This window comes from Devosia sp. P3_B2, from assembly GCF_056402875.1.
This window is the reverse complement of record NZ_JBFUGO010000005.1, coordinates 215501-242139: the sequence shown is the minus strand read 5'-3', so window position 1 is coordinate 242139 and position 26639 is coordinate 215501. Positions and strand designations below refer to the sequence as shown.

27 protein-coding genes are annotated in these 26639 nt (G+C 65.9%); 5 read left to right on the top strand and 22 right to left on the bottom strand.

What is annotated here, in order from left to right; all coding sequences use genetic code 11:
* Nucleotides 1–156 precede the first annotated feature (156 nt).
* The 11 genes from AC1DV8_RS09950 to AC1DV8_RS09900 form a co-directional block, all read right to left on the bottom strand.
* Nucleotides 157–1839 carry a LysM peptidoglycan-binding domain-containing protein gene (locus AC1DV8_RS09950; RefSeq protein WP_477157345.1) on the bottom strand — a complete coding sequence of 561 codons (1683 nt, stop codon included), beginning with the start codon at nucleotides 1837–1839 and terminating at the stop codon, nucleotides 157–159.
* Nucleotides 1840–1916: 77 nt separating this feature from the next.
* A complete protein-coding gene (gene cimA, locus AC1DV8_RS09945; protein ID WP_477150311.1) occupies nucleotides 1917–3515 on the bottom strand; it encodes a citramalate synthase in 1599 nt (532 codons plus the stop codon).
* Nucleotides 3516–3525: 10 nt separating this feature from the next.
* Nucleotides 3526–4014 carry a GFA family protein gene (locus tag AC1DV8_RS09940; RefSeq protein WP_477157344.1) on the bottom strand — a complete coding sequence of 163 codons (489 nt, stop codon included), beginning with the start codon at nucleotides 4012–4014 and terminating at the stop codon, nucleotides 3526–3528.
* Nucleotides 4015–4021: 7 nt separating this feature from the next.
* Nucleotides 4022–4564, bottom strand: coding sequence for a GFA family protein (locus AC1DV8_RS09935; protein WP_477150309.1), 543 nt, complete (start codon nucleotides 4562–4564; stop codon nucleotides 4022–4024).
* On the bottom strand, nucleotides 4561–5520 hold the full coding sequence (gene pip / locus AC1DV8_RS09930; protein ID WP_477157343.1) for a prolyl aminopeptidase: 960 nt from the start codon (nucleotides 5518–5520) through the stop codon (nucleotides 4561–4563). Before pip ends, AC1DV8_RS09935 begins: the two co-directional genes overlap by 4 nt.
* The gene (locus tag AC1DV8_RS09925) at nucleotides 5517–6017 is read right to left on the bottom strand and encodes a GFA family protein (RefSeq protein ID WP_477150307.1); all 501 of its coding nucleotides are present in this window, start codon (nucleotides 6015–6017) and stop codon (nucleotides 5517–5519) included. Before AC1DV8_RS09925 ends, pip begins: the two co-directional genes overlap by 4 nt.
* Nucleotides 6004–6387: a VOC family protein gene (locus AC1DV8_RS09920; RefSeq protein ID WP_477150306.1), complete on the bottom strand. Its 384-nt coding sequence runs from the start codon at nucleotides 6385–6387 to the stop codon at nucleotides 6004–6006. Before AC1DV8_RS09920 ends, AC1DV8_RS09925 begins: the two co-directional genes overlap by 14 nt.
* Nucleotides 6384–6776, bottom strand: a complete 393-nt coding sequence (locus AC1DV8_RS09915) for a VOC family protein (RefSeq protein ID WP_477157380.1) — start codon at nucleotides 6774–6776, stop codon at nucleotides 6384–6386. The genes AC1DV8_RS09920 and AC1DV8_RS09915 overlap by 4 nt, the downstream gene beginning before the upstream one ends.
* Before the next feature lie 121 nt (nucleotides 6777–6897).
* A complete protein-coding gene (gene cysS / locus AC1DV8_RS09910; RefSeq protein ID WP_477157342.1) occupies nucleotides 6898–8295 on the bottom strand; it encodes a cysteine--tRNA ligase in 1398 nt (465 codons plus the stop codon).
* Nucleotides 8296–8513: 218 nt separating this feature from the next.
* Nucleotides 8514–8960, bottom strand: a complete 447-nt coding sequence (locus AC1DV8_RS09905) for a hypothetical protein (protein WP_477150304.1) — start codon at nucleotides 8958–8960, stop codon at nucleotides 8514–8516.
* Nucleotides 8961–9089: 129 nt separating this feature from the next.
* The gene (locus tag AC1DV8_RS09900) at nucleotides 9090–9563 is read right to left on the bottom strand and encodes a c-type cytochrome (protein ID WP_477157341.1); all 474 of its coding nucleotides are present in this window, start codon (nucleotides 9561–9563) and stop codon (nucleotides 9090–9092) included.
* 308 nt (nucleotides 9564–9871) lie between these two features.
* Here AC1DV8_RS09900 and AC1DV8_RS09895 point away from each other — a divergent pair, with 308 nt between their 5' ends.
* Nucleotides 9872–11035 (top strand): DUF2865 domain-containing protein, encoded by a 1164-nt coding sequence (locus AC1DV8_RS09895; RefSeq protein WP_477150302.1) that lies wholly within the window; start codon nucleotides 9872–9874, stop codon nucleotides 11033–11035.
* Here the strand turns inward: AC1DV8_RS09895 and gltX are convergent.
* From gltX to AC1DV8_RS09880, 3 genes are all read right to left on the bottom strand, one after another.
* A complete protein-coding gene (gltX, locus tag AC1DV8_RS09890; RefSeq protein ID WP_477157340.1) occupies nucleotides 10980–12305 on the bottom strand; it encodes a glutamate--tRNA ligase in 1326 nt (441 codons plus the stop codon). The genes AC1DV8_RS09895 and gltX overlap by 56 nt on opposite strands.
* The gene (locus tag AC1DV8_RS09885; protein ID WP_477157379.1) at nucleotides 12302–14026 is read right to left on the bottom strand and encodes an NAD+ synthase; all 1725 of its coding nucleotides are present in this window, start codon (nucleotides 14024–14026) and stop codon (nucleotides 12302–12304) included. The genes gltX and AC1DV8_RS09885 overlap by 4 nt, the downstream gene beginning before the upstream one ends.
* A 102-nt stretch (nucleotides 14027–14128) precedes the next feature.
* Nucleotides 14129–15202 (bottom strand): hypothetical protein, encoded by a 1074-nt coding sequence (locus AC1DV8_RS09880; RefSeq protein ID WP_477157339.1) that lies wholly within the window; start codon nucleotides 15200–15202, stop codon nucleotides 14129–14131.
* A 231-nt stretch (nucleotides 15203–15433) separates the two neighbouring features.
* Here AC1DV8_RS09880 and AC1DV8_RS09875 point away from each other — a divergent pair, with 231 nt between their 5' ends.
* Nucleotides 15434–15862: a response regulator gene (locus AC1DV8_RS09875; RefSeq protein WP_477150299.1), complete on the top strand. Its 429-nt coding sequence runs from the start codon at nucleotides 15434–15436 to the stop codon at nucleotides 15860–15862.
* Here the strand turns inward: AC1DV8_RS09875 and AC1DV8_RS09870 are convergent, their stop codons facing one another.
* The 4 genes from AC1DV8_RS09870 to rpiA all read right to left on the bottom strand — a co-directional run bounded on the left by AC1DV8_RS09870 (nucleotide 15863) and on the right by rpiA (nucleotide 20022).
* Nucleotides 15863–17245, bottom strand: coding sequence for a class II 3-deoxy-7-phosphoheptulonate synthase (locus AC1DV8_RS09870; protein WP_477157338.1), 1383 nt, complete (start codon nucleotides 17243–17245; stop codon nucleotides 15863–15865).
* A gap of 65 nt (nucleotides 17246–17310) precedes the next feature.
* Nucleotides 17311–18684: a glutathione-disulfide reductase gene (gene gorA / locus AC1DV8_RS09865; protein ID WP_477157337.1), complete on the bottom strand. Its 1374-nt coding sequence runs from the start codon at nucleotides 18682–18684 to the stop codon at nucleotides 17311–17313.
* A gap of 67 nt (nucleotides 18685–18751) precedes the next feature.
* Nucleotides 18752–19291, bottom strand: coding sequence for a DUF2059 domain-containing protein (locus tag AC1DV8_RS09860; RefSeq protein WP_477150296.1), 540 nt, complete (start codon nucleotides 19289–19291; stop codon nucleotides 18752–18754).
* Nucleotides 19292–19329: 38 nt separating this feature from the next.
* Complete coding sequence (gene rpiA / locus AC1DV8_RS09855) at nucleotides 19330–20022, bottom strand: ribose-5-phosphate isomerase RpiA (protein ID WP_477157336.1); 693 nt, start codon at nucleotides 20020–20022, stop codon at nucleotides 19330–19332.
* 234 nt (nucleotides 20023–20256) lie between these two features.
* On the opposite strand from rpiA, the gene AC1DV8_RS09850 reads away from it, so the two are divergent.
* Nucleotides 20257–20850 (top strand): L,D-transpeptidase, encoded by a 594-nt coding sequence (locus tag AC1DV8_RS09850; protein WP_477150355.1) that lies wholly within the window; start codon nucleotides 20257–20259, stop codon nucleotides 20848–20850.
* 94 nt (nucleotides 20851–20944) lie between these two features.
* Complete coding sequence (moaA, locus tag AC1DV8_RS09845; protein WP_477150294.1) at nucleotides 20945–21985, top strand: GTP 3',8-cyclase MoaA; 1041 nt, start codon at nucleotides 20945–20947, stop codon at nucleotides 21983–21985.
* A gap of 73 nt (nucleotides 21986–22058) precedes the next feature.
* On the opposite strand, the gene AC1DV8_RS09840 is transcribed toward moaA, so the two are convergent.
* A complete protein-coding gene (locus tag AC1DV8_RS09840) occupies nucleotides 22059–22826 on the bottom strand; it encodes an SDR family NAD(P)-dependent oxidoreductase (protein WP_477150293.1) in 768 nt (255 codons plus the stop codon).
* Nucleotides 22827–22835: 9 nt separating this feature from the next.
* A complete protein-coding gene (locus AC1DV8_RS09835; protein WP_477157335.1) occupies nucleotides 22836–24482 on the bottom strand; it encodes a GMC family oxidoreductase in 1647 nt (548 codons plus the stop codon).
* A 552-nt stretch (nucleotides 24483–25034) separates the two neighbouring features.
* Between AC1DV8_RS09835 and AC1DV8_RS09830 the strand changes: the two genes are divergently transcribed.
* Complete coding sequence (locus tag AC1DV8_RS09830; RefSeq protein ID WP_477150291.1) at nucleotides 25035–25274, top strand: helix-turn-helix domain-containing protein; 240 nt, start codon at nucleotides 25035–25037, stop codon at nucleotides 25272–25274.
* On the opposite strand, the gene AC1DV8_RS09825 is transcribed toward AC1DV8_RS09830, so the two are convergent.
* Both AC1DV8_RS09825 and AC1DV8_RS09820 read right to left on the bottom strand, forming a co-directional pair.
* Nucleotides 25271–26152 carry an alpha/beta hydrolase family protein gene (locus tag AC1DV8_RS09825; RefSeq protein WP_477157334.1) on the bottom strand — a complete coding sequence of 294 codons (882 nt, stop codon included), beginning with the start codon at nucleotides 26150–26152 and terminating at the stop codon, nucleotides 25271–25273. The two genes, AC1DV8_RS09830 and AC1DV8_RS09825, sit on opposite strands and share 4 nt — an antisense overlap.
* 1 nt (nucleotide 26153) lies before the next feature.
* A complete protein-coding gene (locus AC1DV8_RS09820) occupies nucleotides 26154–26633 on the bottom strand; it encodes an Lrp/AsnC family transcriptional regulator (RefSeq protein WP_477150289.1) in 480 nt (159 codons plus the stop codon).
* Between the last annotated feature and the right edge of the window lie 6 nt (nucleotides 26634–26639).

Below are 26639 nucleotides of genomic sequence, written 5' to 3'. Positions count from 1 at the left end.
GCGGCAAGGCAAGGCGAAACAGCCTGCCCTACTGGGCAGTTGAACGGGATTTGCGGCGGGGCGCTGTCAGGGAATGGGGGTCGGGCGATGGCGTATGCGGCCGCCCCTCCACCGGCTTCGCCGGTCCCCTCCCCCACTTCGCAGGGGGGGATAACCTCAGTCGTCCGTGACCAAGGGCAGGTCGAAGATCTGGCCGGGGAAGATGCGGGAGGGGCGGCGGATCAGGTCGCGGTTGGCGTGGAAGATAGTGCGGTAGTGGATGCCGTGGCCGTAATAGCGGTGCGCGAGGCTCCACAGCGTGTCACCACGGCGGATGATGGCCTTGCCGACATTGTACCGGCCGCTATCGGGATCACCGAACGGCAGGAGGCGCAGCACGGTGACCGGCTGGCCGGCGGGCTTTGGGGCCGGCACCACCAGGTCCGCAAGCAGCGCGGGGGCATCGGGCGGGTCGAGCGTGATGGTCGCCGGCTCGTGCGTGATGGTGTCGATCGGCGGCAGAGTGGTCGGCTGGAGCTCCGATGGGCGCAGGATGTCGACGGAGGCGGACTCGCGCTGAGGGTTTACAGCGGAGAGTTCGGGCAGCGGCTCGGGCTCTGACGGAGCCGGTAGGACGATGGCTTCCTCGATCGGCGGATCACGGGTGACGGGCGGCGGTTCGGGCTGGGCGGGGGGTGGCTCGGACAGTTGCGCCGGCTCTGGTACGGCAAGGGGTGCGGGCTCGGAGGTTGAGGCAACTTCTTCCGGTGCGACCGTGGTTGACGGAGTGGCCGGCTCGGCCGGAACCGTCGGCGCCGTGGCCACGGCTTCCGCGACCGGATCCGGTCCAGCGGCTGGAGCGACACCACTGCCGAGGTCGGGGGGGTCGGCGGGCTGCTCGTCGGGTGGCGTGCGATCGTGCGGCAACTCGATCTCCACCGTGATAGCCGCGGTGCCGAGCAGCTTGCCGGTCTCGGGTTCGATCGCTTCGATGCGCAGTTCGCGGCGCGGGCTATCGAGCAGGTTGCTGCCCTCGACCAGCCAGCGGCCCTGCTCGACGGGGCTCTCGCCGATCAGCTCGCCATCGGCGTAGAGCCGCATCAATGCGCCGACGGGACCGGAGCCGGAGACAAAGCTCTGCTCGCCATCGAGTTCGATGGCGTCAATGGTCGGGGCCAGCACCAGCGGCGCGGCGATGACGGGCGTTGCGTCGGACTGGGTCTGGACCGGCGCGGTGTTGGCCAGATCGATGCCCAGTGGCGCGACTGCGAAGGGTGGGATCTGGGTAGGCACAACCGCCGGCGATGCAGGCGCGGGTTCGGGAGCCTCTGGGATCGAGCCCGGCGGTGGGGTGAGGTCGGCCTTCCACATCGGCGGATCGTAGGCAGTAGCGGCTGGCGCGTGGGCAGTTTCCGGGATGGCGGAGGTTTCCGCCGCTACAGCCATTTCAAACGCCGCAGGCTGATTGTCGGGTGGTACGCCACTCGGCGCGGCACTGTCGGCTTCCGCCGCGGCGGTGGTTTCGACGATGCTGGCCTCGCTCGACGCGGTCGGGGGCGGCTCTGAAGCGGCGGGCACCGGTTCGGGTACGGAGGGCCGCGGTTCGGTCGGGATGGCGGGCTGCGGGTCGACAGCGGCCACGGGCGCCGACACTGGGCTGAGCGCAGGTGGTGCCTCCGGAACCTGCTCGGCCGAGGACCCGGGCACCGTGCCCGGGAGATCGAACTTGCGGTCGGCCATGTCGCGCAGGCAGGTGACGACGCCGCGCGGATCGGCGGAACAGGCATCGACGGCGGGGATGCCGATGACGCCGAGCGCGACGGCCAAGGTCACCCCGGCGGCGCCGAGGGCGATGAGCAAGTTGCGGCGATCGTCGGTCCGGCTCAGCGAGGCCTCCGGGAGTATAGGGGCAACCTGCCCCATACCGTTCCGGCGTCTCAGGCTGCCTCTGACTTCATCAATTTATACGTAATCGACTCGTAAAGCGCCTCAAATGAGGCGTCGATGATGTTGGTGTTGACGCCGATTGTATACCAGCGCTCGCCGGTGCCATCGCGGCTTTCGACCAGCACACGGGTGACCGCGCCCGTGCCGCCGTCGAGGATACGGACCTTGAAATCGACCAGTTCGAGATCGGCGATACGGGCCGAGAACACGCCCAGGTCCTTGCGCATGGCAAGGTCGAGCGCGTTCACCGGGCCGTTGCCTTCAGCCACCGACATCAGCAGTTCGTCGCCGATGCGGATCTTCACCACCGCCTCGGTGACGACGACCTGCTCGCCCCGGGCGTTGTGGCGACGCTCGACGCTGGCGCGGTAGCTCTCGACGTCGAAGAACTCGGGGAGCGTGCCGAGCACGCCGTGGGCGAGGATGAAGAAGGAGGCGTCGGCGCCGTCGTAGGAATAGCCGCGGGCTTCGCGCTCCTTGACGGTGCGGAGCAGCCGCTCGAGGCGCGCGTCGTCCTTGGCGAGCTCGATGCCGTGGCGCTTGAGCGCGGCGAGGAGGTTCGACTTGCCGGCCTGCTGGCTGACCATGATCGAGCGCTCGTTGCCGACGCTCTCGGGGGTCACGTGCTCGTAGCTCGAGACGTCCTTGGCGAGGGCGGAGGCATGGATGCCGGCCTTGGTGGCGAAAGCCGAGGTGCCGACATAGGGCGACTGCCGCGCCGGGGCGCGGTTCAGCAGGTCGTCGAAGGCGCGCGAGATCGAGGTCAGGTCGCTCAACTGCTCGGGCGTGACGCCGGTCTCGAAGCGATCGGCGAAGCCTGGCTTCAGCATCAGCGTAGGGATGAGGGTGACGAGATTGGCGTTGCCGCAGCGCTCGCCGATGCCGTTGAGGGTGCCCTGGATCTGGCGGACGCCGGCAGTGACGGCGGCGAGCGTATTGGCTACGGCCTGGCCGGTATCGTCATGGGCGTGGATGCCCAGGTGATCGCCGGGAGCAACCTTCAGCACTTCGGCTACGATGTCGGCGATCTCGGACGGCATGGTGCCGCCATTGGTGTCGCAGAGCACGATCCAGCGGGCGCCGGCGTCGAGGGCGGTTTTCACGAAGCTCAGCGCGTAGGGGCGGTTGGCCTTGTATCCATCGAAGAAGTGCTCGCAATCGACCAGCACTTCCTTGCCTGCGGCAACGCCGGCCTCGACGGTTTCGCGCAGGTTGCCGAGGTTCTGCTCGGGGGTGATTTCGAGCGCTACCTTCACCTGGTGGTCCCAGGCCTTGCCGACGAAGCAGGCGGCATCGGCGGCGGAATTGAGGATGGCCTGGACGCCCGGATCGTTGCCGACCGAACGGCCGAACCGCTTGGTCATGCCGAAGGCGGTGAAGGTGGCGTCGCGGGTGCGGCTTTCGGCGAAGAACTGATCGTCGACGACGTTGGCGCCCGGGTAGCCGCCCTCGATGTAATCGACGCCGAGGCGCTCGAGCAGCGCGGTGACCGAGATCTTGTCCTCGAGCGAGAACTCGATGCCGGCCGTCTGCGCGCCGTCACGCAGCGTGGTGTCGAAGAGGTAGAGGCGTTCCTTGTGGGCAGTCATCGTGAGGTACTCAGTTACGGGGCGGCCATTCGGCCGTGTCGTGGTCGGGGTGTTGCCGGTTGGAGGCACTAATTCGCCCGAGCCGGCCTTCTGGGTCGACCGAATAGGTCGCGGTATCGCCCGGCAGCTCGGCAATGTGGGCGTACCAGCTGACGCGGCTCTCGTTGCCGTATTGCACGACGGGCGGCACGCGGTCCGGCTGGTCGAAGGCGCCGGAGAGGATGCCGATGTCCGGGGCCCAGGGGTAGTCGAAGATCAGCGGCGTGCCGCAGTTCTTGCAGAAGCCGCGGTTGGCGAGCTCGGAGCTCTTGAACCAGCTGATCTCGCCGCGGGTGACGTGGAAGTTCACCTTGTCGACCGGGCAGATGACCGCGAACGGGCCGCCGACGGCCTTCTGGCACATGCGGCAGTGGCAGACATGCACACCCTCGGGCTGCTGATCGACGCGGAAGCGGACAGCGCCGCATTGGCAGCCACCGCTCAGATGAACTTGAGACATCGGACTTTCAGACATGGCTTACTCGCGGGACCCAGTCGGTCGTGTCGTGGTCGGGGTGCTGATGGTTCGACGCCCGGATGGCGGCGATGTCGTCGGGCGACTCGGCTTCTTCGGTGGTGCCGACTGCTTCAGCGCCGGGCAGCAGGGGGAAATCCGGATGCCGGCCTTCGAGGCCAAGCTGGTAGCGGATCGGGATCAGATGCGGCTCGTCGAACGAACCGATGGTCATCGACACGTGCGGACCGCCGAGGCTGCGGTAGTAGAGCGGCGTACCACAATCCCGACAGAAGCCGCGGGCCGCAACGTCGGAGCTGTTGAACTCGCTCGGCTTGCCGCGGGTCCAGGTCAGGTGCTCGTGGCGGATGCCGACGAGGTCGGCGAAGAAGTTGCCCGACGCCTTCTGGCACATGCGGCAGTAGCAGACATGCGGGTTGTCGCGCAGTTCGGTGGCGTGCCAGCGCACGGCGCCGCACTGGCAGCCGCCCGAGTACTCGCGGAAACGATAGCTGTCGTTGCTCGTCGTCACTTGGCTCGTCGTCACTTGGCTCACATTCCGCCTCCTGCGAACCGGTCCGTTGCTTCGATGAGATGATGGAGGATGCCCGGCTGGCCAAGCGCGTGCCCCTGCCCTTCGACCATGATGAACTCCGCCTCCGGCCAGGCCTGGTGTAGCTCCCACGCAGTCTGCGGCGGGCAGCAGACATCGTAGCGGCCCTGGACGATGACGCCCGGGATGTCGCGGACCTTGCCGGCGTCGCGGATCAACTGGCCCTCGTCCATCCAGCCGGCATGGACGAAATAATGGTTCTCAATCCGGGCAAAGGCGAGCGCGTATTCCTCGCCGTAGAAGGCTTCGCTGACCTGCGGATCGGGCAGCAGCGTGATGGTCTCGCCTTCCCAGCGGGCCCATTCGCGCGCCGCGCCGAGCCGGATGTCGCGATCGGGGCTGATGAGCCGGCGGCGATAGGCGGCCATCATGTCGTGCCGCTCCTCGGGCGGGATGGGCGCGACGAAGCGCTCCCACTTGTCCGGGAAGAGCAGTGAGGCGCCGTGCTGGTAGTACCAGAGCAGTTCCCAGCGGCGGAGCGTGAAGATGCCGCGCAGCACCAGCTCGGTGGCGCGCTCGGGGTGCTTTTGGGCGTAGGCCAGCGCCAGCGTCGAGCCCCACGAGCCGCCGAACACCAGCCATTGCTCGACGCCCACCATCTCGCGCAGTCGCTCGATATCGGCAACGAGGTCCCAGGTGGTGTTGTGCTCGAGTTCCGCAAAAGGCGTGGATTTGCCGCAGCCGCGCTGATCGAACAGCAGCACGTCGTAGCGGGATGGGTCGAACACCCGGCGCTGGTTGGGGCTGAGGCCGCCGCCCGGGCCGCCGTGGAGGAACACCGCCGGCTTGGCGCCCGGCGTGCCGACGCGCTCCCAATAGACACGGTGCCCGTTGCCGACGTCGAGGTAGCCGGAGGCATAGGGTTCGATCTCGGGATAGTAGGTACGCAGGGCGCTCACGCGGGGAAACCTTGTCTGGGCGGCCATTCGGCCGTGTCGTGGTCGGGGTGCTGGTGGCTGACCACCGCGGCATTGAAGGCGTCGATCTCGGGCGCGGCGCCGAGCGGCCGGGTGGGCAGCGCGGTCAAGCCATCGAAGAAGGCGAGTTTGCCGTGGGCGTTGACCTGGCGGGTCGGGGCCGCGACGGTGGGATCGTCAAAGGCGCCGATGGCCATTTCCAGGCTGTCGACGCCGGTGTCATAGGCGAGCGGCGTGCCGCAATCGCGGCAGAAGCCGCGGCGGGCCCGGTTGGAGCTCTGGAACCAGGCCGGGGCGCCGCGCGACCAGGTGACCCGGTGCCCGGTGACCAGCGGCCCGAAGAACCCGCCAAAGGCCTTCTGGCACATGCGGCAATGGCAGATCGCGGCGCCGCCCAGCGCAGCAACGCTGAAGCGCACGGCGCCGCACTGGCAGCCGCCGGTGAAGGGCGCCTCACCGGTCGACTTACTCTGGGGCATGGCAGACGGCTTCGATGTTGTGCCCGTCCGGATCGTAGACGAAGGCTGCATAGTAGTTGGCGTGGTAGTGCGCGCGGATGCCCGGCGGGCCGTTGTCCTTGCCGCCGGCCGAGATCGCGGCGGCATAGAACGCATCGACCGCCGCCCGGGTATCGGCGCGAAATGCCAGGTGCACCCGGCCGCCCGTCAGCTTGCCGCCATCGCCGATCCAGAGGAACGGCTGGTCGGAGCCGAGGCCAGCGACGTTGCCCTCCTCGCCCTCGAATTTCATATGCGTCTTGATGCCGAGCGGGGCCAGCGCCTTCTCGTAGAACGCCAGGGAGGTCGGGTAGTCGGCAGTCGAAATGGCTACGTGATCAAGTGCGCTCATTGGCGTCCTCCCTCTGGGCCGACATAGACGGCCTCGACATTGTTCCCATCTGGATCGAGCACGAATGCGGCGTAGTAATCCGGAGCATAGTGCGGACGCAGCCCCGGCGGGCCATTGTCGCGGCCACCGGCGGCCAGCGCCACGGTGTAGAAGGCCTCGACGGCGGGCCGGCTGGGGGCGACGAAGGCGACATGGGAGTCACCGCTGCGGATCAGCTTGCCGGTGCCGATCCAGAAGGTGGGGCCGGCGTCGTCGCCATAGCCGGCGGACTTCACCCCCTCGTACTCGAACTCGGCGAGCAGCTTGATGCCGAGGGCGCCCAAGGCGGCGGTGTAGAAGTCGCGGGAGCGAGGGAAATCGGCGACCTTTAGGCCGACGTGGTCGATAATGGTCATGGGTGCTTCCCTTGGCTGAACTGCCCCTCACCCGCCTCGCTTCGCGAGGCACCCTCTCCCTCAAGGGGAGAGGGGAGGCTGGCGCTCGATGGTGTCAAACCACTCCGATCCGGGCTCACCTCACTACCTCCCATTTCGTCTGCCGCTGACCGGTCTCATCCTTGTAGTCCATCAGTTGGACACCCTGTGTCAGCAATTCCGCTCGGATCGTGTCAGCCTTTGCGAAGTCCTTGGCGTTGAGGGCGGCGAGGCGGGCGGCTACGGCCTCCGCGACGCCGGCGGGCGCGTCTGTGGCGGCTGTCAGCAGGCCGTCGGCGGTGAAGCCGAGGAACTCCAGCGTCGCGGCGAGGCAGTTGGCGGCGGTTTCGGTGCCGCGGTTGGCTTTGCGAGCAACGACGTCCAGTGCCACGGCGGCGCGGTGGAAGTTCAGGTCGTCGGTGAGTTCGGCGACGACAGACGGCTCGGGCGGGGTGCCGGGCTTGGGCTTGGCGGCGCGTTGCCAGTCGCGGAGCTTCTGTTCGGCTTCCTCGAGGCGCTTCACCGAGAAGTCGATCGGCTCGCGGTAGTGGGTCATCAACATGGCGAGGCGCAGCACTTCGCCGGGCCATTTGCGGCCGCCGAATTTGTCGGTCTCCAGGAGCTCGTGCATGGTGATGAAGTTGCCGAGGCTCTTCGACATCTTCTGGCCCTCGACCTGCAGGAAGCCGTTGTGCAGCCAGTAGTTGGCCATCACCTCGGTGCCGTGGGCGCAGCGGGACTGGGCGATTTCGTTCTCGTGGTGCGGGAAGATCAGGTCGAGGCCGCCGGCATGGATGTCGAAGACTTGGCCGAGATAGCGCTCGCTCATGGCCGAGCACTCGATGTGCCAGCCAGGGCGGCCCCTGCCCCACGGGCTGTCCCAGCCGGGTTCATCGGCGCTGGATTGTTTCCAGAGCACGAAGTCGGCCGGGTTCTTCTTGTGCGCATCGACAGCGATGCGGGCGCCGGCGAGGTTGTCCTCGAGGTTGCGGCCCGAGAGCTTGCCGTAGTCGGGCATCGAGCCGACGTCGAACAGCACTTCGCCGGCCGCCTCGTAGGCGTGGTGGCTGCCGATCAGCGTGGTGATGAGCGACTGCATCTCGGGGATGAAGTCGGTGGCGCGCGGCTGGTGGTCGGGCTCGAGCGTGCCAAGTGCCGCGACATCCTTGAAATACTGCGAGGCGGTCTTCTCAGTGACCTTGCGGATCGCCTCGTTGAGCGGCAGGCCGGGGTAATCACGCACGGCGCGCGCGTTGATCTTGTCGTCGACGTCCGTGATGTTGCGGGCATAGGTGACATGGTCGGCGCCGTAGATGTGGCGCAGCAGCCGGTACAGAAGATCGAAGACGATCACCGGGCGGGCGTTGCCGATATGGGCATAGTCGTAGACCGTAGGCCCGCAGACATACATGCGGACGTTGTTGGGATCGATGGGGACAAAGTCCTCCTTCGCCCGGGTCAGCGTGTTGTGGAGCTTAAGTGTGGTCTCGCCCAAAGCCAGTGTTCCTCGCGCACGATGAGACGCTCGCGGCCGGATTCTTCGGGACTAGATTCAGGATGAAGAAAACCGAGCCGTAAGCAGATGCCTAGCGGATAATAATGCAGCCGAAAATGCAGTTTGCGGTGCCGGTTTTCATGGGGCGCAATCTGACTGCAGCCCCGGCAAAAAGCAAGGGGCGCCGAAGCGCCCCTGCCGAGGAGGTTTTTGCGAGGTTACTGCGCGGGTGCAGCGGGTGTCGCCGGCGCGGCGGCCGGATCGGCCGGTGCGGGGGCCGGCGGCGTCGCAGCCTGCATGGCGGCGGTGACCTCTGGGCTGGCGAAGCAGGTGGTCAGGCCCTCGCGGGCGGACTCGGAGACCTTCTCGTAGCTACCATGGGCGGTGTGCGCTTCGTCGGTGCCTTCGCCGCGCAGATCGGCGGCGAGGATGTCGACGTCCTTCTGCGGCAGATCCTTGAAGGCGCCGGTCAGGCAGCCGCAGAGCGGGGTGAGGATCAGCGAGGAATCGACACCAGCCGGGACTTCGCCGAGCAGGAAGGCCTCGGCGGTGAGGCAGGACTCGGTGAACTTGGCGAAATCGGCCGGGGTCTGGGCGAACGCGGCGGGCGTCGCGGAAATGGTCATCAGGCCGACAAGCGCGGCAAAAACGGTACGAACTTGCACGGGGGTACTCCTACGAGCGCGTGGCGCGCGACGGCGCACCTATCACACAAACCCTGCCGCGACTATCGGGCGGAAATGCAGCGGGCGGCCCGTTGCCGGACCGCCCGCGTGCGTTTGGCGCGTAAAACGTCAGGATTTCTGGCGGAACTGCTGATGGCACTCGCCGCAGAACCCGCCGATGGTCTTGATGGTGGCGGAATAGGTGGCGGTGTCGCCGGCCTCGGCTGCGGATTTCAGCGTCGTCGCCGCAGCGACGGCCTTGGCGAGAATCGCCTGGAACCCGGCATTGTTCTCCCAGATGGCCGGCAGCGCCTCGCTGTCGCCGACCGCGGAGCCCTCAGGGAACAGCACGGTGAGATTGGAGAAGTTGGTGATCAGGTGGCCAGCAGCGGTGGCGGCTTCGGCGCCGCTCAGTCCGCCGGCAGATTTGAGGATGCCGCCGTCCTCTTTCATGATGGCCTGGCGCTTGGCCACCATCTCCTCGGGGGAGAGCGAGGCAAGCGATGGATCGGCGGTGATGGTCACGTCCTGGGCGAAGGCGAAGGTCGCGGCGGCGGCCACGACAACGGCCAGCGCGAACGCTGCGATTCTATTCGACGGCATTGTGCAACTCCTGAAGGTCCTGGGGGATCGGGCCTGGTGACGCTGGATTTGCCAACGGATACCGCTGCTTGGCAAACATCCGGGCGGGAGCGTAGCCGTGATTTCTGCGGGCGGGCAGCCGGCTCGACCTCACAAACTCGGGGTGCCCAGTCACGGCTGCGTTATCGTCGCGAGCGTCGGTTGCGGGGTTGCTTATCGGGCGTTAACCCACGCCCGTGCTGTGTTAGAGATGAACGAATCTCACGGCGCTGTCTCGCTTTAGGCGTATTGGCCGACTAACGGAGGGCCACACGATCCGGTTCGAACTGATGACTCGCGCCTGGCCCAGGGCCACGACATTCCTCCTCCGCTTTGCGGTGCTGCTGTTCACCGCTTGGGTGGGGCTGCTGATCGACGTATCGACGGCCTACGCCCAGGCCGACAGCTGCGCACGCTTGCAGTCGACGCTGCGTTCGCTCGACCGGAACTCCGATTTCCAGAACTCGCAGGGTGGCCAGCTGAAGCGGCTGCAGCGCGAGGTGCAGCGCTCCGAGAGCGCCTATGTGCGCCAGGGCTGCAATGACGACGCCAAGGCCGGGCGCAAGCTCAACGGCGAGTGCCGGGCGCTGGCGCGCGAAGTGCTGCGCGGGCGCGAGGATGTGAAGCAGCTGTCGCAGAGCGTAGACACCGGGGAAGCCGTGGCGCAGCAGCGCGAGGCGATCCTGCAGGAAATGGCGCGCTTCGATTGCGACGGCCGCTCGCGCGTCAACGTGCAGCGCGAAGGCCGCGGCAACCTGTTCGAGCAGCTGTTCGGGGGGTTCACCGAGGACTTCGACGGCGAGGGCGGGATCCGCGGTGACGAGTTCGACCCGTATGGCGACTACCACACGGTGCGTACGCTGTGCGTCCGCAAGACCGACGGGTTCTGGTGGCCGATCAGCTATTCGACGCTGGTGGATTATGTCTCCAACGACGCACAGCAATGCCGGGCGCAATGTCCGGGGCTGGATGTCGACCTCTACTACTATGACAATCCGGGGCAGGAACCGGAGCAGATGATCAACGAATGGGGCGAACCCTATTCGTCGCTGCCCAACGCATTCAAGTTCCGAACCGAGTTTGACACCGCCAGCAAGTGCACCTCGACGCAGGACCAGGGGTCTATCACCCTGGCCGAGCTACCGACCGGTGGCACGCGGGCCATGGTGACGTTCCGCGGCGCGACCTTCCCGCTGCCGCTGCGCGACGGGCGGCGGATTGCGTCGACGGTCATCGACGCACCGGTGACGCAGGTGGCGGAGTTGACCACCTTTGCGGATGTGCCGCTGCCGCGCCGGCGCCCTGCCGCGCCCGGCGAGACGCCGAAGCCGGTGGTGGTGGCCGTGCCGGTGGTGGCCAATCAACCCGAGCGGATCGTGCAGTTCGGCGACAAGCGCGTCAGGGTAGTCGGGCCAAGCACGCCGTACGCCCCACAAGTGGCAGCAGGGACTTAAGCTCGGGCCCCTGCTCCCGCCCGGTGAGGGCGAGACGAAGCGGGTGAAACAGCGCCCTGCCCTTGCGGCCCGTGGCGGCCTTCAGGCTTTCGGTCCATTTGGACCAGGTGGTTTCGTCCCATGGCTCGGCAGGCAGCAGGTCGCGCGCCTGGGACATGAACTCGCGGTCTTCGTCGGCGATGACCGGGGTAACGGGGCCTGAGACCAGCGTGCCGAGATCGGCAATATCGCCGAATACCGACAGATTGCCGCGCAAAGCGAGCCAGAGCGGTTCGGAGGCGAGGCCGAGTGGCTCGAGGCGCGGACGGGCCGTCTCGTAGGGCATCTGGTGGAGGATGCGGGCGTTGAGGCTCGCGAGTTCGGCGGGATCGAAGCGGGCGGAGCCGTGGGAGACGGCGTCGAGCGTGAACACCTGGCCTAGCGCTGCGAGGTCGGCATAGGGCTCGAGGGGCAGGCTGGTGCCGGTTAGTACTGCCGCCATCGCCACGGCCATCGGCTCGAAGCCGGCCTCGCGCAACTCGGCCAGCGACAGCGAGCCGAGGCGCTTGGAGAGGCCCTCGCCTTCGGCGCCGGTCAGGAGGTTGTGGTGGGCGAAGGCGGGAACCTTGCCGCCCAGAGCCTCGATGATCTCGATCTGCGTGCCGGTGTTGCTGACATGGTCCTCGCCGCGGATCACGTGGGTGATCGCGAGATCGATGTCATCGACCACCGAGGGCAGCGTGTAGAGGTAGGAGCCATCGGCACGGATCAGCACCGGATCTGACATCGAGGCGGTGTTGACGGTCTGCGGGCCCTTGATCAGGTCGTTGAACTCGACCGGGCGGCCGTCGAGCTTGAAGCGCCAGTGGGGCTTGCGGCCTTCGGCTTCGTATTTCGCCTTCTGCTCGGGGGTGAGGTTCAAAGCGGCGCGATCGTAGATGGGTGGGCGGCCGAGCAGGCGGGCGCGGGCGCGTTTGCCGTCGAGCTCTTCCTCGGTTTCGTAGGCGGGATAGAGCCGGCCGGCGGCGATCAGCTTGTCGCGAGCCGCGTCGTAAAGCGCTGTGCGGTCGGACTGGCGGACTCGCAGGTCGGGGGTAATGCCGAGCCAGGCGAGATCGGCGTCGATGCCGCGGGCGAATTCTTCGGTGGAACGGGCGGTATCGGTGTCGTCGAGGCGGAGGATGTATTGGCCGCCGTTGACCTTGGCGAACAGCCAGTTGATCAGCGCCGGGCGAGCGTTGCCGAGGTGCAGGCGGCCCGTCGGCGACGGGGCATAGCGGACGATGGTCATTCGAGGCCCTTGCTATCCAACCGCGCCATCGGCTCGGCGATCAGGTTTTCGTCGCGGTAGCCGTTGGTGATCGGGTAGCGGCGGCCGAGGCCGAAGGCCTTGCGCGAGATCTTCACGCCGGGGGCCGACTGTCGGCGCTTGTATTCGGCGATGTTGACCAGCTTCTCGATGCGCTTGACCAACGCACGGTCGAAGCGGCCATCGCCGCGTGCCACGATTTCGGCGACGCTGAGCTCGAGTTCGACCAGCCCGACGAGGATCTCGTCGAGGATCGGGTATGGCGGCAGCGAGTCCTGGTCGGTCTGGTTGGGGCGGAGTTCGGCCGAGGGCGCCTTGTCGATGATGTTCTGGGTGATCACCAGGCCATCGGGGCCGAGGCAATCGGCCGGGCGGTGCTTGTTGCGCCAGTCGGCCAGTTCGTAGACACGCATCTTCAGCATGTCCTTGATCGGGTTGAAGCCGCCGTTCATGTCGCCGTAGATGGTGGCGTACCCGACCGCCATCTCGGACTTGTTGCCGGTGGTGAGGAGAAGCGAGCCGAGCTTGTTGGAGACGGCCATCAGGTAGACGCCACGCATACGCGACTGGATGTTCTCTTCGGTGAGGTCCTGCGGGCGATTGCCGAACACCGGCTGCAGCTCGTTGAGGGCTGCTTCGACCGGATCGCCGATCGAGACGACGTCGTAGCGGACACCGAGCCGTTCGGCGCAATCCTTGGCGTCGGCGAGACTTTCGGGCGACGTGTAGCGATAGGGCAGCATCAGGCAGTGAACGTTCTTGGCGCCGATGGCATCCACCGCCATGGCCGCGACGATGGCGCTGTCGATGCCGCCCGAGAGGCCGAGCACGACGGACTTGAAGCCGTTCTTCTTCACATAGTCGCGCAGGCCGAGGACGCAGGCGCGCCACGGCGCTTCGTCGACGCTCGAGAGCGGGGTCACGTGCGGGTCGGTGCAGCGCCAGCCGTCTTCGGTGCGGGCCCAGTTCGACATCAGGATCTCGGGCTCGAAGCTCTTCGCCTGCACGACGAGGCGGCCGCCCGGCTCGATGCCGAAGCTGGCACCGTCATAGACCAGTTCGTCCTGGCCGCCGACCTGGTTGAGATAGAGCAGCGGCACGTTGTCTTCAGCCACGCGGTCGGTGACCAGCTTGTAGCGGGTGGCCTGCTTGTTGCGCCAATAGGGCGAGCCGTTGGGGCAGAGAAGGATGCGCGCGCCGTGGTCGACGAGGTGGGCACAGACCTCGGGGTGCCAGATATCCTCGCAGATCGGGATGCCGATCGAGACGCCCTTGATGGTCACCGGCTCCTGCAGCTCGGCGCGCTCGAAGTAGCGCTTCTCGTAGAAGATGTCGTCGTTGGGCAGCTCGCGCTTGTAGCGGCGGGCGATGACGGTGCCCTGCTCGCAGACGATCACGGCGTTGAAGAGCTTGCCTTCCTCGCGCCAGATCGTCGGCATGATGGCGGTGACGCTGGTGCCGGCGGTGGCGCGTGCGAAATCCTCGGCGGCGGCCATCGCGTCGGCGATGAAGCGCGGCTTGAACAGTAGGTCGTCGGGGAAATAGCCGGTCAGGAACAGCTCGGAGAACAGGAGGATATCGGCGCCCTGCCCGGCCGCATCGGCCAGCGCCTCTTTGGCCAGCGCCAGGTTCTGCGCGATGGCGCCGACCGTCGGATTGAGCTGCGCGAGGGCGATGCGGAGACGATCGGTCACGTTAGAAATCCGAGCCGTTTGAAAACGCGGCAAGACTTATCCGCTCACCCCGGTCGGGGCAAGCGGACAGCCGGTCATGCTGGATCTGATCAGAGAAGTCTGATCAGGAGATCAGAACGAGTAGGTCAGCTCGGCGAGGAGGCCGTAGCGGAGCATCGAGAAGGGATTTGCGGTCTCGATGTAGTTCTGGTTGGTCACGGTCGGCGCCGTATCATAGTTCGGCGCCTCACCGGCATCGCTGTCGCTGGGGTCGGTGAGCGTGATCGCTGAGTACGTCGCGTCCACCGTGCCCTGCAGATACCACGCACGCCCACCCACGCGGACCGTGAGGTTCTCGATCGGTGTCATTCCGACCATGACTTCGGCCATGCCGCCATAGCCCCAGCCCTCGATCTCGGTCGCCGACGATTTGACGAAGCTGTAGTTGCCCAGCGGCGTGAGGAACAGGGGGTCGAAGCCCGCGCCTCCGATGACGCCCGACACCGACGCATAAGGAACGGCAGCGACTTCGCCAGTGATGTCGAACATCCCGTCGGCCAGCTTGGCGCGACCTGAGAGGCCGAGGCGGAGCATGTTCACGTCGATGTTGTTGTCGACGCTGTCAAACGGCAGGAAGATCTCGCCCGTACTCGAGTCATAGGACACATCTCCAGCCGAGGTTGCCGTTGTGAAGTTCGAGCGCGTGGAGCGTGGGGAGTCGTTCCAATACTGGTAGCCCGCGAAGACGCCCACTCCGGTCCCCGCCCCGTCACCAAAAGTGTTCCAGCCGAAATCGGCGCCGACATAGCCAATCTTCCCGTCGCTGATCGCCCCGTCGCCGTTAACTGGGTCGGTGTAGGTGCCACCGATGGCCGCCGAGTACCCGGCCCAAGCTTTGGCGTAGGTGCGCGTTGCGTCTTCCTCGACCCGCAGGTGCAGCTCGACGATGTGGGAGGTGTCGTTGTTCTCGAAGGTCGCGCCCGTCGCTTCGAAGCTCTGGTTGCCCATCGAGTACCAGTAGCGCAGACCCGTTTCGATGTGGATGCCGTCGCTCTCGTCGCCCATTTCGTTCCAGTCCTTGGGCTCGACGGAGTAGGCGCCGCGGTAGATTTCCTCCGGCGACATGTCGTCGCCCCAGTCCGCGGCGAGGGCCGGGCTGCCGATGGCGGCGGCAAGAACGACGATGCTCGTGGCCAGACGGGACATGGAAAACTCCGCTACAGTACTGTTCTCGTTTATGCCCCGTTAGGGTTAATGTTCCGCTAAACGGCAGTGGCACAATGCAATCGAACGCCCGCAAGCCCTTCGAACTGCACGATTTGCTAACGCTGACGAGGTTTTCCACTGCTACAGGGCGGCTATGCGCCATGGGACTGCAACCCTTGGGCGGGCAGATGAGTTGCACCAGCAATACAGCCGACCGAGTTAGGCAGACTTATGAGCAGCAAGATATTGGTTGTGGAGGACGAGATCTTCATCGCGATGGCGTTTGAAGACCTGTTGCACGACCTGGGCCACGAACCGATCGGCATCGCCCCCGACAGCCGGCGCGCCATGGCATTGGCGTCAGAGGCCGAGCTGGCGTTTGTCGACCTCAATCTCGCGGACGGACCAACCGGCGTCGAGGTTGGGCGCGCCCTCGCCGACCGTGGGGTAACGGTGATCTATATGACTGCCAATCCGGAGCAGCTCGGCGACGGCGTCCCCGGCACCATCGGGGTCATTCCGAAGCCGGCCGACAACAACGAACTTCGCCAGGCTGTCGAGTACGCGATCGCCGTGCGACGCCGCCACCAGGCGGATGCCCGTCCGCCGCTTCGGTTGAAGCTGTTCGACGGGCTCGGCGCCAGTGCCGCCGTCGCCTGACTATTCCGCCGCGATGATCCGCTCGCGCACCGGACGCTGTAGCCGCAGTTCCTCGGCGACGAGGAAAGCAAGCTCCAGCGCCTGGCTGGCGTTGAGGCGCGGGTCGCAATAGGTGTGATAGCGGTCCTGCAGGCCAGCCTCGGTGATGGCCGCGACGCCACCGCCGGTGCACTCCGTCACGTCGTCGCCGGTCATCTCAATATGGATGCCGCCGGCATAGGTGCCCAGGGTGCGGTGGATGTCGAAGAAGCTCTTCACTTCGCCCAGCACGCGCTCGAACGGCCGGGTCTTGTAGCCGTTCGAGGCCTTGATGGTGTTGCCGTGCATGGGGTCGGAGCACCAGACGACCACCTTGCCCTCTGCCTTGATCGCTTCGATCAGGCGCGGCAGGTGGTCGGCGATCTTGTCCGAGCCGAAGCGGCCGATCAGCGTGATGCGGCCGGCTTCGTTGGCGGGGTTCAACTTGTCGAGGATGCGCAGCAGGTCGTCGGCGGCAAGGCTCGGGCCGCACTTGATGCCGACGGGATTGCGGATGCCGGAGAAGTACTCGACATGCGCGGCGTCGGCCTGGCGGGTGCGGTCGCCGATCCACAGCATGTGGCCGGAGGTGGCGTAGTAGTCGCCGGTGATCGAGTCCCGGCGGGTCAGCGCTTCCTCGAAGCCGAGCAGCAGCGCCTCGTGCGAGGTGTAGAACTTGGTCTCGCGCAGCGAGGGCGTGTTTTCGCCGTTGAGGCCGAGGGCGCGCATGAAGTCGATGGCGTCGTCGATCTTTTGCGCTAGCTCCTCGAAGCGCGGGTAGGCGGTCGAGTCCTTCATGAACCCCATGGTCCAGTCATGGACGCGGGTCAGGTCGGCGTAGCCGCCCGAGGCGAAGGCGCGCAGCAGGTTGAGCGTTGCCGCCGACTGCCGGTAGGCGAGCAGCAGGCGCTCCGGATCGGGGACACGGGCGGCTTCGGTGAAGGCGATGTCGTTGATGATGTCGCCGCGGTAGCTCGGCAGCGTCACGCCATCGATGGTCTCGGTGTCGGACGAGCGGGGCTTGGCGAACTGGCCGGCGATGCGGCCGACCTTTACCACGGGCTTGGACGCGCCGTGGGTCAGCACCACCGCCATCTGCAGGAAGACGCGGAAGAAATCGCGGATGTGGTCGGCGCCGTGCTCGGCAAAGCTCTCGGCGCAATCGCCGCCCTGCAGCAGGAACGCCCTGCCCTCGGCGACTTCGGCCAACTGGTGCTTCAGCTCACGGGCCTCGCCGGCAAACACCAGCGGCGGGAACTTCCTGAGCTGCGCCTCGGCCGCTTCCAGTTTCGCCGCGTCGGGATAAACCGGCACCTGCGAAATGGGTTTCTGTCTCCAGCTTTGCGGCGTCCAAGTCGTCGGCATAGGCGTCATCTCCCGGTCGGCGGGCGGAATAGCAGGGGATTGGGGCGATGCCAAGCCGCAGCGGTCTACTGCTTTTGGCCGCCGCGATAGACGTAGCTGGGCTTCTTGAAGGTCACCAGTTCCTCGGCGGCGGTCGGGTGCATCGCCATGGCACGGTCGAAATCGGCCTTGGTGGCGTTCATGCCCATTGGGATCGCCGCCATCTGGATCAGCTCGGCGGCGCCCGGGCCGAGGATGTGGACGCCCAGCACCTTGCCGCCATCGGCGAGGGTGATGAGCTTCATCATCATGCGGTCCGACTTCAGCGACAGCGTGTTGATCATCGGGCGGAAGCGGGTGATGTAAACGTCGATGTCGCCGTGCGTCGCGGCATCGTGCTCGGTGAGGCCGACGGTCCCGACTTCCGGCTCGCCGAACACCGCCTCGCCGATCAGCGAGTGATCGACGGCGATTGGATTGTTGTTGAACAGCGTCTCGGCAAAGGCCTGCCCTTCGCGAATGGCAACGGGGGTCAATTGAGCCCGATTGGTGACGTCGCCGACGGCGTAGATCGAGGGCACGCTGCTCTGTGAGTATTTGTCGACGGCGATGCCGCCATCCTCGCCAATCGCCACACCGAGCTCTTCGAGGCCGAAGCCGGTGACGTTCGGCGTGCGGCCAGTGGCGAACATCACCGCACCGAACGGCGCATCGACGCCATCGGAGAAGCTCACCGTGATGTCGTTTCCAGTCTGGCGAAGACCGCGCACGTTAGTCTGGTGGATGATCTTGATGCCGCGGGCTTCGAGACCGGCCTCGAGCCCGGTGCGCAGATCCTCGTCGAAGCCGCGCAGCAGCTTTTCGCCGCGATAGACGATGGTGGTGTTGACCCCCAGGCCGGCAAAGATGGTGGCGAACTCGACCCCGATGAAGCCGCCCCCCTCGATGAGGATCGAGTGCGGCAGTTTTTCGAGGTGGAAGGCCTCGTTCGAGGTGATGCCCAGTTCCTTGCCCGGGATATCGGGGATGTAGGGGTGGGCGCCGGTGGCGACGAGAATGGTCTTGGCGGTGAGCTCGCGGCCAGACTTGACGAGCTTGACGCTGTTTGGCCCGGTGAGCACGGCGCGGTCGCGGATGATCTCGGCGCCGGGCTTTTCCAGCCCCGCGACATAGGCCGCCTCGAGCCGGGCGATCTCCTTGTCCTTGTTCACTACCAGAGTCTGCCAGTCGAAGCTGGCATCGACGGTCCACCCGAAGCTCGGGGCGATCTCGAACAGGTCCTTGAAGCGCGAGCCGTAGACGAACAGCTTCTTGGGCACGCAGCCGCGGATCACGCAGGTGCCGCCGACGCGATACTCCTCGATGATCGCGACCTTGGCGCCGTACGTTGCGGCTACGCGCGCCGCACGCACGCCACCCGAACCGGCACCGATCACCACGAGATCGAAACTGTCACTCATCGCATACCCCGAACGTAAAAAGGCCCCGCGCGATGGCGGGGCCTGCAATCAGATAGGGTGCCGAAGCTCAGGTGTCGATACCCTTGGCCTTCAGCTCGGCGCGAACCCGGGCGAAGAACTCGGTGTTGAGGTTCGACGAGAACACATCCATGACGCGGCTGATGGTGCCGCTCAGCGTGGCGTTGGACTTGGCCAGCTTGATGCCGGTCGGCGAGGAGTAGAAATCGACGATCTGCTGCAGCTCTTCCTGGGTGAAGGAGAGCGCGTAGATGCGCGCGAACTGGTCGAACAGCTCGCCTTTCTTGCCCTTGTAGGTGGAGATGACAGCCTCGATCGCGGCGTTCAGCGGCTCGGCGATCTCCGGATTCTGCGGCAGCAGCTGCTTGTAGGTGTTGATGCCCGCCTGCACGACGCTGGCTTCATAGAGGCCGCCGGTGTCGGTCAGGTCGACATACTTGCGTGCCAGCGCCAGGTGCTCGGGCGCAATCTCGGTCGGCGACTGGCTCATGGCCGGCAGCGCGACGAAGCTCGAAAGGATCAGCGACAGCACGGCGGCGACAAGCATCGGCGCGCGCTTGAAGGTGGACGTCATCAGCTTGGTGCCCATTGGTTGTGTTTCCCCTATAGCCTCTATCCGAGCGGCTCTCAGCCGTCCAGAACGTCGACACCGGCGGGACCGGCCACGTAGGCCCGCTTGCACAGCCCGATGAACAGGCCGTGCTCCACTACGCCCGGGATGTCGACCACGGCCTTCGCCAGCGCTTCTGGCTGAGGAATACGGCCAAAAAAAGCGTCAAGGATAGCGTGCCCGCCGTCGGTTACGTAGGGCGTTCCATCGGCTTTGAGGCGACGGCGCAGATCGCCCTCGGCATTGAAATCGGCCATCACGACGCGGATCGCAGCGGTCGTGGCGCCAAGGCCGAAATGATTGACCTCGATCGGCAAGGGGAAGCGGCCGAGCATCTCGACCCGCTTGCTGGCATCGGCGATGACGATCATCCGCTTGGAAGCCGTAGCGACGATCTTCTCGCGCAGCAGAGCACCGCCAGCGCCCTTGATCAGCGCCAGGCCCGGACCGATCTCATCGGCGCCGTCGACGGTGAGATCGAGTTCGGGCGTGGTTTCGAGATCGGTGAGCGGAATACCAAGGCTCCGCGCCTGCGCGTCGGTGACCTCGGATGTCGGGATGCAGACGACTTTCAGCCCTTCCTGCACGGCGCGGCCGACGAGGTCGACGAAGTGCTTCGCCGTCGAGCCTGTGCCCAGGCCCAGGCGCATGCCGCTCTCTACTTCTGCCATCGCCGCAGCGGCGGCGCGGAACTTCGGATCATCTGACACAACAAGGCCCTCCCCTGCGCCGGACCTAGGAGAGGTGCGAGGGCCTGTCAACCGGCGGCTTCACGCAGAGGTGAATGGAAATGTCGCTTCGCCGCAACACAATGTGGCTTGGGTGTTCGGAGTTTGTCCGAATCGTGGCATCGCCATTCACGGCCTGTTAGGAACAGTCTATCAACCATAACTGACTGGCTCGCTAGCAGGGTCAATTTCGTCAAGAGGCGCAGTTTGAAGAACATGTCCAAGAGCAGAATAGCGATTGCCGCCTTGTTGTCGGCGATCGTCAGCCTGTCGGTAGTTGCTCCGGCCGCGGCGGCACGGATCTACAATCCCGATTCCAACATCTGGGAAGACTCGACCACCGTCAAAGCCCGGACCAAGCGCGGCAGCCCGATCGCCCGCTCGATCGTCAACTACGAAACCAAGTTCAAGCCAGGCACCATCGTCATCGAGACCTCGGAGCGCCGGCTTTACCTGGTGCTCGCCGACGGCAAGGCGATGAAGTACGGCGTCGGCGTCGGCCGTGACGGCTTCCGCTGGTCGGGCCAGCACCGCATCACCCGCACGGCCGAGTGGCCGGGTTGGACGCCGCCGGCGCAGATGCGCAAGCGCGTTCCGGACCTGCCGGCCTATATGCCCGGTGGCCCGGACAATCCGCTGGGCGCCCGCGCGCTCTATATCGGCTCGACGCTGTACCGCATCCATGGCACGTCCGAGCCGTGGACGATCGGCCAGGCCGTGTCGTCGGGCTGCATCCGTCTCACCAACGAAGATGTTACCGACCTCTACGAGCGCGTGAAGGTCGGCGCGCTGGTGGTCGTTCACCAGTAACGACGGATCAAGTTTTCGATTTGGCCGGCCCTGGTGGCCGGCCTTTTCATTTTCAGTGCTAGGCGGCGACCGGCTGGTTGCGGTAAAAGGCCTGATGTCCCTGACGCTTCTCGAACAGCCGAACCTCGCGCCCACCGGTGCAGAGCGCCCGCTCATCGATCGATATGGCCGGCGGATCACCTATCTGCGCGTGTCGGTGACCGACCGCTGCGATTTCCGCTGCGTCTATTGCATGTCCGAGCACATGACGTTCCTGCCCAAGCACGAAGTGCTGAGCTTTGAGGAGATCGACAGTATCGTCACCGCCTTCGTCGCCCGCGGGGTGAAGAAGGTGCGGCTGACCGGCGGCGAGCCGCTGGTGCGGCGCGACATCATGGAACTGGTCGAAAAGATCGGCGGCCATCTCGGGCAAGGGCTCGAGGAGGTGACGCTCACCACCAATGGCAGCCAGCTTCGCCGGCATGCGGAAGGCCTGGCCCGAGCTGGGGTGAAGCGGCTCAACGTGTCGCTGGATACGCTCGACGACAAGCGCTTCACCGAAATCACCCGCCGCGGACGGATCGCCGACGTGCTCGATGGGATCGACGCCGCCGACGAGGCCGGACTGAAGATCAAGATCAACATGGTGGCGATGCGCGGCGTCAACGAGGACGAGATCGAGCCGATGCTGCATTGGGCGCATGGCCGCGGCTTCGGGCTGACGCTGATCGAGGGCATGCCGCTGGGTGAGGTCGGGATCGACCGCGTCGACACCTACCTGCCGCTGAAGGAGCTGCGTGAGCGGCTGCAGTCGAAATACACGCTGGAGCCGACCGGGCACCGCACCGGCGGGCCGGCCCGCTACGACTACGTGGCGGAGACCAACGGCCTCGTCGGGTTCATCACCCCGATGAGCCACAATTTCTGCGAGAGCTGCAACCGCGTGCGGCTGACTGCGACGGGACAGCTCTACATGTGCCTGGGGCAGGACGACATGGTGGACCTGCGCGGTGCCATCCGCGACGGCGGGCCGGAGGCGCTGGACGCGGCGCTCGACCGCGCGATGCTGCTGAAGCCCAAGGGGCACGATTTCGTGCTGGACCGGGACCACACGGCGCCGGCGCTGAGCCGGCATATGAGTGTGACCGGCGGTTGACGGCGCCCCAGTCGTCCTGACACGTCGGTGGTTTGCCGCCCCCCACCCCTGGCTCGCGCCGGTGTTGGTGTGATCACCGCACCGTATATCCCCCATCCACCACCAGCACTTCGCCCGTTACATACCCCGACGCCGGTGAGCACAGGTATAGCGCCGCTGCGCCGATATCCGTGGCCGAACCCGGCCGCTTCATTGGGGTCATGTCGCGCCAGACCGGGCCCCAGACCGGATCCGCCAACCCGCCATTGGTCATGTCGGTGGTGATGTAGCCGGGGGCGATGGCGTTCACCCGGATGCCGTCTTCGGCGTAGTCCGAGGCAAGGCTCTTGGTCAGCATGTGCACTGCGGCCTTGGACGCATTGTAGGCTGCCTGCGGCTGCGGGATGTTCGAGATCAGCCCTGAGATCGAGCCGATATTGAGGATCACGCCGCTCTTCTGGGCGCGCATCGGGATGAGCGCCGCCTGGCAGGCGCGAAAGACGCTGTCGACGTTGATATCCATCAGCCGGCGATACTGCTCTTCGGGGAAGCTGTGGGTCTCGCCGTGCTGGGCGACGCCGGCATTGTTGACGAGGATGTCGAGCTTGCCGCCGCCGAGCCTTACTGCCTCGGCGACGAGTTGCGCGGGCACCGCGGGGTCCTGCACGTCGCCCTGGATATAGTCGACCTTGTGGCCGGCGTCCTTGAAGCGCGCGACGACATCCGGCTTGGGGACCTTGGACGAGAGGATCACGTGGGCGCCCGCGTCGGTCAGCGCTTCGACGATGCCGAGGCCGATGCCGCGGGTGGCGCCGGTGACCAGCGCGACTTTGCCGTCCAGACGAAACAGATCGAAGATCATTGCTCTCTCCTAATGCAGCACAGCTGTTGGCGGCCGGTCGAGGCCGAGAATGAAATCGGCGCAGCGGTCGCCCAGCATCATGGCGGGCGCCGTGGTGTTGCCGGCGTTGATGTTGGGTACCGCCGACATGTCGGAGACGCGGAGGTTATCCACGCCGCGGACGCGCAGGCGCGCATCGAGAACGGCCATCGGGTCGCCGTCGGCGCCCATTTTCGCCGTGCTGGCCGGATGGTAGTTGGTCTTGACGAACCGGCGGCAGTGCTCGGCCATCACCTCGTCGCTGAGGTCCGGGCCGGGTGGCGCGATGACCTTTTCGATGCGCTTGCCGAGGGGGCCGGTGAGCAGCACGTCGCGGAAGAAGCGCTGGCCCTCGACCATCATCTTCATGTCGTCCGGGTGCTGCAGCAGATGCGGCGAGACCAGCGGCATGTCGGCGGGGTTGGCGGAGCGGAGTTCGACGTAACCGCGTGATTTGGGTTTCACCAGCACGGTGGTGATGGTGACCCCGTAGGTGTCGTCGAACACCTTCAGCAGGTCGCGGTCGAGGTAGACGATCGGCACGCAGAACGCCTGGATGGAGGGCGGTGCGTCGCGGTCGACGGGGTTGATGAAGGCACCGGCCTCGAAGCCGGCGGAGAGGATCGGACCGTTGCCGAACAGCTTGAAGTTGAGGCCGTTCTTCAGCATGCGCCAGCCGACGCCCTGCTTGAAATAGCCGTAAGGCCCGTTGGCGACCGAGATCACCGGGACTTCGGGATGGTCGATGAGGTTCTGGCCGACGCCGGGCAGATCGACGAGGGTATCGATGCCGTGGCTACGCAACTGCTCGGCGGGGCCGAGGCCTGAGAGCATCAGCAGTTTCGGTGTCACCAGCGCGCCCGAGCTGAGGACAATGTCGCCAGATGAGTACGCGGTGTGCTCGGTGCCAGCCGCGTCTCGGTAGGTGACGCTGACCGCCCTGCCCTTCTCGATGTTGATCTTCTGCACCGCGGCGCGGAGGCGCACCGTCAGCCGCGGGTCGTCCTTCAGCGGCTCGACATAGGCGTAGGCGGCGCTCGAGCGTTTCCCCTTGCGGTTCATGAACTGGTAGAAGCCGACGCCGCGCTGCGTCACGCCGTTGAAATCGTTGGTGAACGGCTCGCCCTTCTGCTGCACGCTCTGTACGAACCAGCGCGACACGTCGTCGATGTGGCCCGGGTCGGAGACCAGCAGCGGGCCGTCATTGCCGTGGTAGTCGTTGCTCAGCCGGTTGTTGCCCTCGATGCGGCGGAAGTGCTGCAGCACGGTCGACCAGTCCCAGGCGGCGCCGTCATTGCTGCCGCGCAGGATCTGGTCCCACTCGTCGTAGTCCGAGGGCCGGCCGCGCATGTAGACCTGCGCGTTCACCGAGGTGCCGCCGCCGAGCACATTGCCCTGCGGAATGTCGTGCACGCGACCATTGAGGTGCTGCTGCGGCACGGTGTGGTGATAGGTCATGTACTTGGAGCCGTTGATCAGCTTGAAGATCCCCGGCGGCATGTCGAGCAGCGGATGATGGTGCGAATAGCCCGCCTCGAGCAGCAGCACGCGCCGCCCGCCATCGGTCACGAGCCGGGCGGCCGCGACACAGCCCGACGCTCCCCCTCCGATCACGATGTGATCGAATTCCTCCCGCATATTCGCCCCCTCCAGGACCGCGCCCTAACCGGCGCGCAGATCAGGCGCTTTGCGCCATCTTGTTCGCCTACCATAGACGGGCCGTAGAAAAAGTCGAACGGTCGGAGGGGGCCGGACCGCTCAAAAGTCAGGGGACGCGCAGATAACGGCGGTCCGTTATGTTCGCGTTACTTACGGATACGCGAATCGGCAAACTTCGCGCTCGTTCCATCATGTAAGACGTAATCCCACCCTGCCGGAGCAGCATTGTCTGCAAGTATCTGAGAGCACTTTCTGTCCTCATCCATCCGCTTTGACCGCCTAAACTTAACCATTCGCCTCTTATCGAAAAATGTGATTGGTATCGCCGCCTGTTTGACTAAATTTCGCCGCATATTCTGCGAATTGGAGACGCCAGCGCAGTCCCGGATGAGCCCGAATGGTCTTCCGGCGAGGCGATGTAGGGCTGGGACAAGTGAATACCGAGATACGTATTGATGCGCGTCGCATCGCGCCGCCGGATAATGTTGCGCAGCGGCGCCGGGATTGGCTGGTTTGCGGAGCGCCCGGAGCGTGACCGACAGTCCGTCGCATGCACAAATTCGCGCGGCGCGCGCCTATCTCGGCTGGACCGCCCTGGACCTTGCCGCCGAGGCAGGCGTCTCGTTCTCGACCGTGCGGCGCGTCGAAATGCCTGGCCCGCGGGCGGTACGCGACGAGAACTTCGCCGCCATATGCGACGCCTTTGCCCGCCATGGCATGCGGTTCGTCACGCATGACGATGGGACGCTTGGGGTTGCAGGCCCGCGCTAGAGGCTCTTGGCGAAGAACGCCAGCGCAGCTTCCCGCATGCGCGGCGTTTCCTGGTGCTTGACGCCAGGTTCCGACACCAGTTGCAGCCGGTCGGGGTGACCGGCGTAAGCCGCACTTGTCTCGTCCCAGGCCAGCGCGACGGCTTCCGGGGGCGTGAGCGAGTCCGCCTCGCCGATGCAGATGAGTTGCGGGCGCGGCGCGACCAGCGCTCCGATGGCGCCGGCATCGGCCTCGTTCAGCAGGCCCGGCACCACGAGATAGACACCGTGCCCGTCGTGGGCGCCCAGCTCGATCATGGTGCGGAGGTCGGCAAAGCAGCAGAGATGCGCCACGGCCTTGATGCGCTCGTCCATGGCGGCGAGCCAATAGCTCAGGGTGCAGCCCATCGAGATGCCGAAGGCGCCGATGCGGAGCGGATCGACCTCAGGGCGCGACGCCAGGTAGGTCAGCGCGGCCGAGTGATCACAGAGCATCTGGCCGAACAGGCCCTTGCCGTACCAGAGCAGCGCCTTGGCGGCGGCACCTTCCGACACGGTGGCGCGCTTGCCGAACACCGGCATGTCGATGCAGAGCGTCACATAGCCGGCGCGGGCGAAGACCGGCCCGAGCGGATCGAGCAGATACTCGCGGCCGTCGAGCAGTTCGTCGGCGCCGATGTCATAGCGCCCGCCATGCGAGTGGCCGTAGAGGATGGCCGGCAGGCGGCCCTCGACCTTGAGGGGACGGGTGAGGATGCCGCGCACCTCGGTGTCGTCGAGCAGCAGGGTCAGGTGTTCGACCTCGTAGCCGTCGCGCTGCTCGATGTGAGCCGCGCTCAGCGAGATAGCCGGTTCCACCAGCCCGACGAGCTGGCGCAGTCTTTCGCGGGTAACGGGCATGCTACTTGTCGTCGTCCGAAACGATGGCGAACTCGAGCGGCAAAGCCGTGGTGTACTTGATCTGCCCCATGGCGAAGGACGAGCTGACGTCGGTCAGATTGATCTTCGAAATCAGCTTTTTATAGAACGAGTCGTAGGCCGCGATGTCGGGCACGACGACGCGCAGCAGGTAATCGACCTCGCCGCTCATGCGGTAGAACTCGACCACCTCGGTGAAGTCGTCGACCACCGCAGCGAACTTCCGCATCCACGCGTCGTTGTGCTCGTTGGTGCGGATCGAGACGAACACGGTGACGCCGGCGTTGATCTTGGTGGGATCGAGAACCGCGACGCGGCCCTTGATGATCCCGTCCTCTTCCATCTTCTGGATCCGGCGCCAGCACGGCGTCGTCGACAGCCCCACCTTGCGGCCGATTTCGGCAACCGGAGTGGTCGCGTCCTTCTGCAGGAGCGCAAGAATCTTGCGATCGATCTTGTCCAAAGCTAT

Excerpts from the sequence above, each read along its gene's own strand:
- AC1DV8_RS09895 (WP_477150302.1), top strand. The coding sequence starts at position 9,872 with ATGACTCGCGCCTGGCCCAGGGCCACGACATTCCTCCTCCGCTTTGCG.
- AC1DV8_RS09875 (WP_477150299.1), top strand. The coding sequence starts at position 15,434 with ATGAGCAGCAAGATATTGGTTGTGGAGGACGAGATCTTCATCGCGATG.
- AC1DV8_RS09850 (WP_477150355.1), top strand. The coding sequence starts at position 20,257 with ATGTCCAAGAGCAGAATAGCGATTGCCGCCTTGTTGTCGGCGATCGTC.
- AC1DV8_RS09860 (WP_477150296.1), bottom strand. The coding sequence starts at position 19,291 with ATGGGCACCAAGCTGATGACGTCCACCTTCAAGCGCGCGCCGATGCTT.
- gorA (WP_477157337.1), bottom strand. The coding sequence starts at position 18,684 with ATGAGTGACAGTTTCGATCTCGTGGTGATCGGTGCCGGTTCGGGTGGC.
- AC1DV8_RS09880 (WP_477157339.1), bottom strand. The coding sequence starts at position 15,202 with ATGTCCCGTCTGGCCACGAGCATCGTCGTTCTTGCCGCCGCCATCGGC.
- AC1DV8_RS09825 (WP_477157334.1), bottom strand. The coding sequence starts at position 26,152 with ATGCCCGTTACCCGCGAAAGACTGCGCCAGCTCGTCGGGCTGGTGGAA.
- AC1DV8_RS09835 (WP_477157335.1), bottom strand. The coding sequence starts at position 24,482 with ATGCGGGAGGAATTCGATCACATCGTGATCGGAGGGGGAGCGTCGGGC.
- AC1DV8_RS09870 (WP_477157338.1), bottom strand. The coding sequence starts at position 17,245 with ATGCCGACGACTTGGACGCCGCAAAGCTGGAGACAGAAACCCATTTCG.
- AC1DV8_RS09900 (WP_477157341.1), bottom strand. The coding sequence starts at position 9,563 with ATGCCGTCGAATAGAATCGCAGCGTTCGCGCTGGCCGTTGTCGTGGCC.
- AC1DV8_RS09840 (WP_477150293.1), bottom strand. The coding sequence starts at position 22,826 with ATGATCTTCGATCTGTTTCGTCTGGACGGCAAAGTCGCGCTGGTCACC.
- moaA (WP_477150294.1), top strand. The coding sequence starts at position 20,945 with ATGTCCCTGACGCTTCTCGAACAGCCGAACCTCGCGCCCACCGGTGCA.
- AC1DV8_RS09940 (WP_477157344.1), bottom strand. The coding sequence starts at position 4,014 with ATGTCTCAAGTTCATCTGAGCGGTGGCTGCCAATGCGGCGCTGTCCGC.
- cimA (WP_477150311.1), bottom strand. The coding sequence starts at position 3,515 with ATGACTGCCCACAAGGAACGCCTCTACCTCTTCGACACCACGCTGCGT.
- AC1DV8_RS09925 (WP_477150307.1), bottom strand. The coding sequence starts at position 6,017 with ATGCCCCAGAGTAAGTCGACCGGTGAGGCGCCCTTCACCGGCGGCTGC.
- gltX (WP_477157340.1), bottom strand. The coding sequence starts at position 12,305 with ATGACCATCGTCCGCTATGCCCCGTCGCCGACGGGCCGCCTGCACCTC.
- AC1DV8_RS09920 (WP_477150306.1), bottom strand. The coding sequence starts at position 6,387 with ATGAGCGCACTTGATCACGTAGCCATTTCGACTGCCGACTACCCGACC.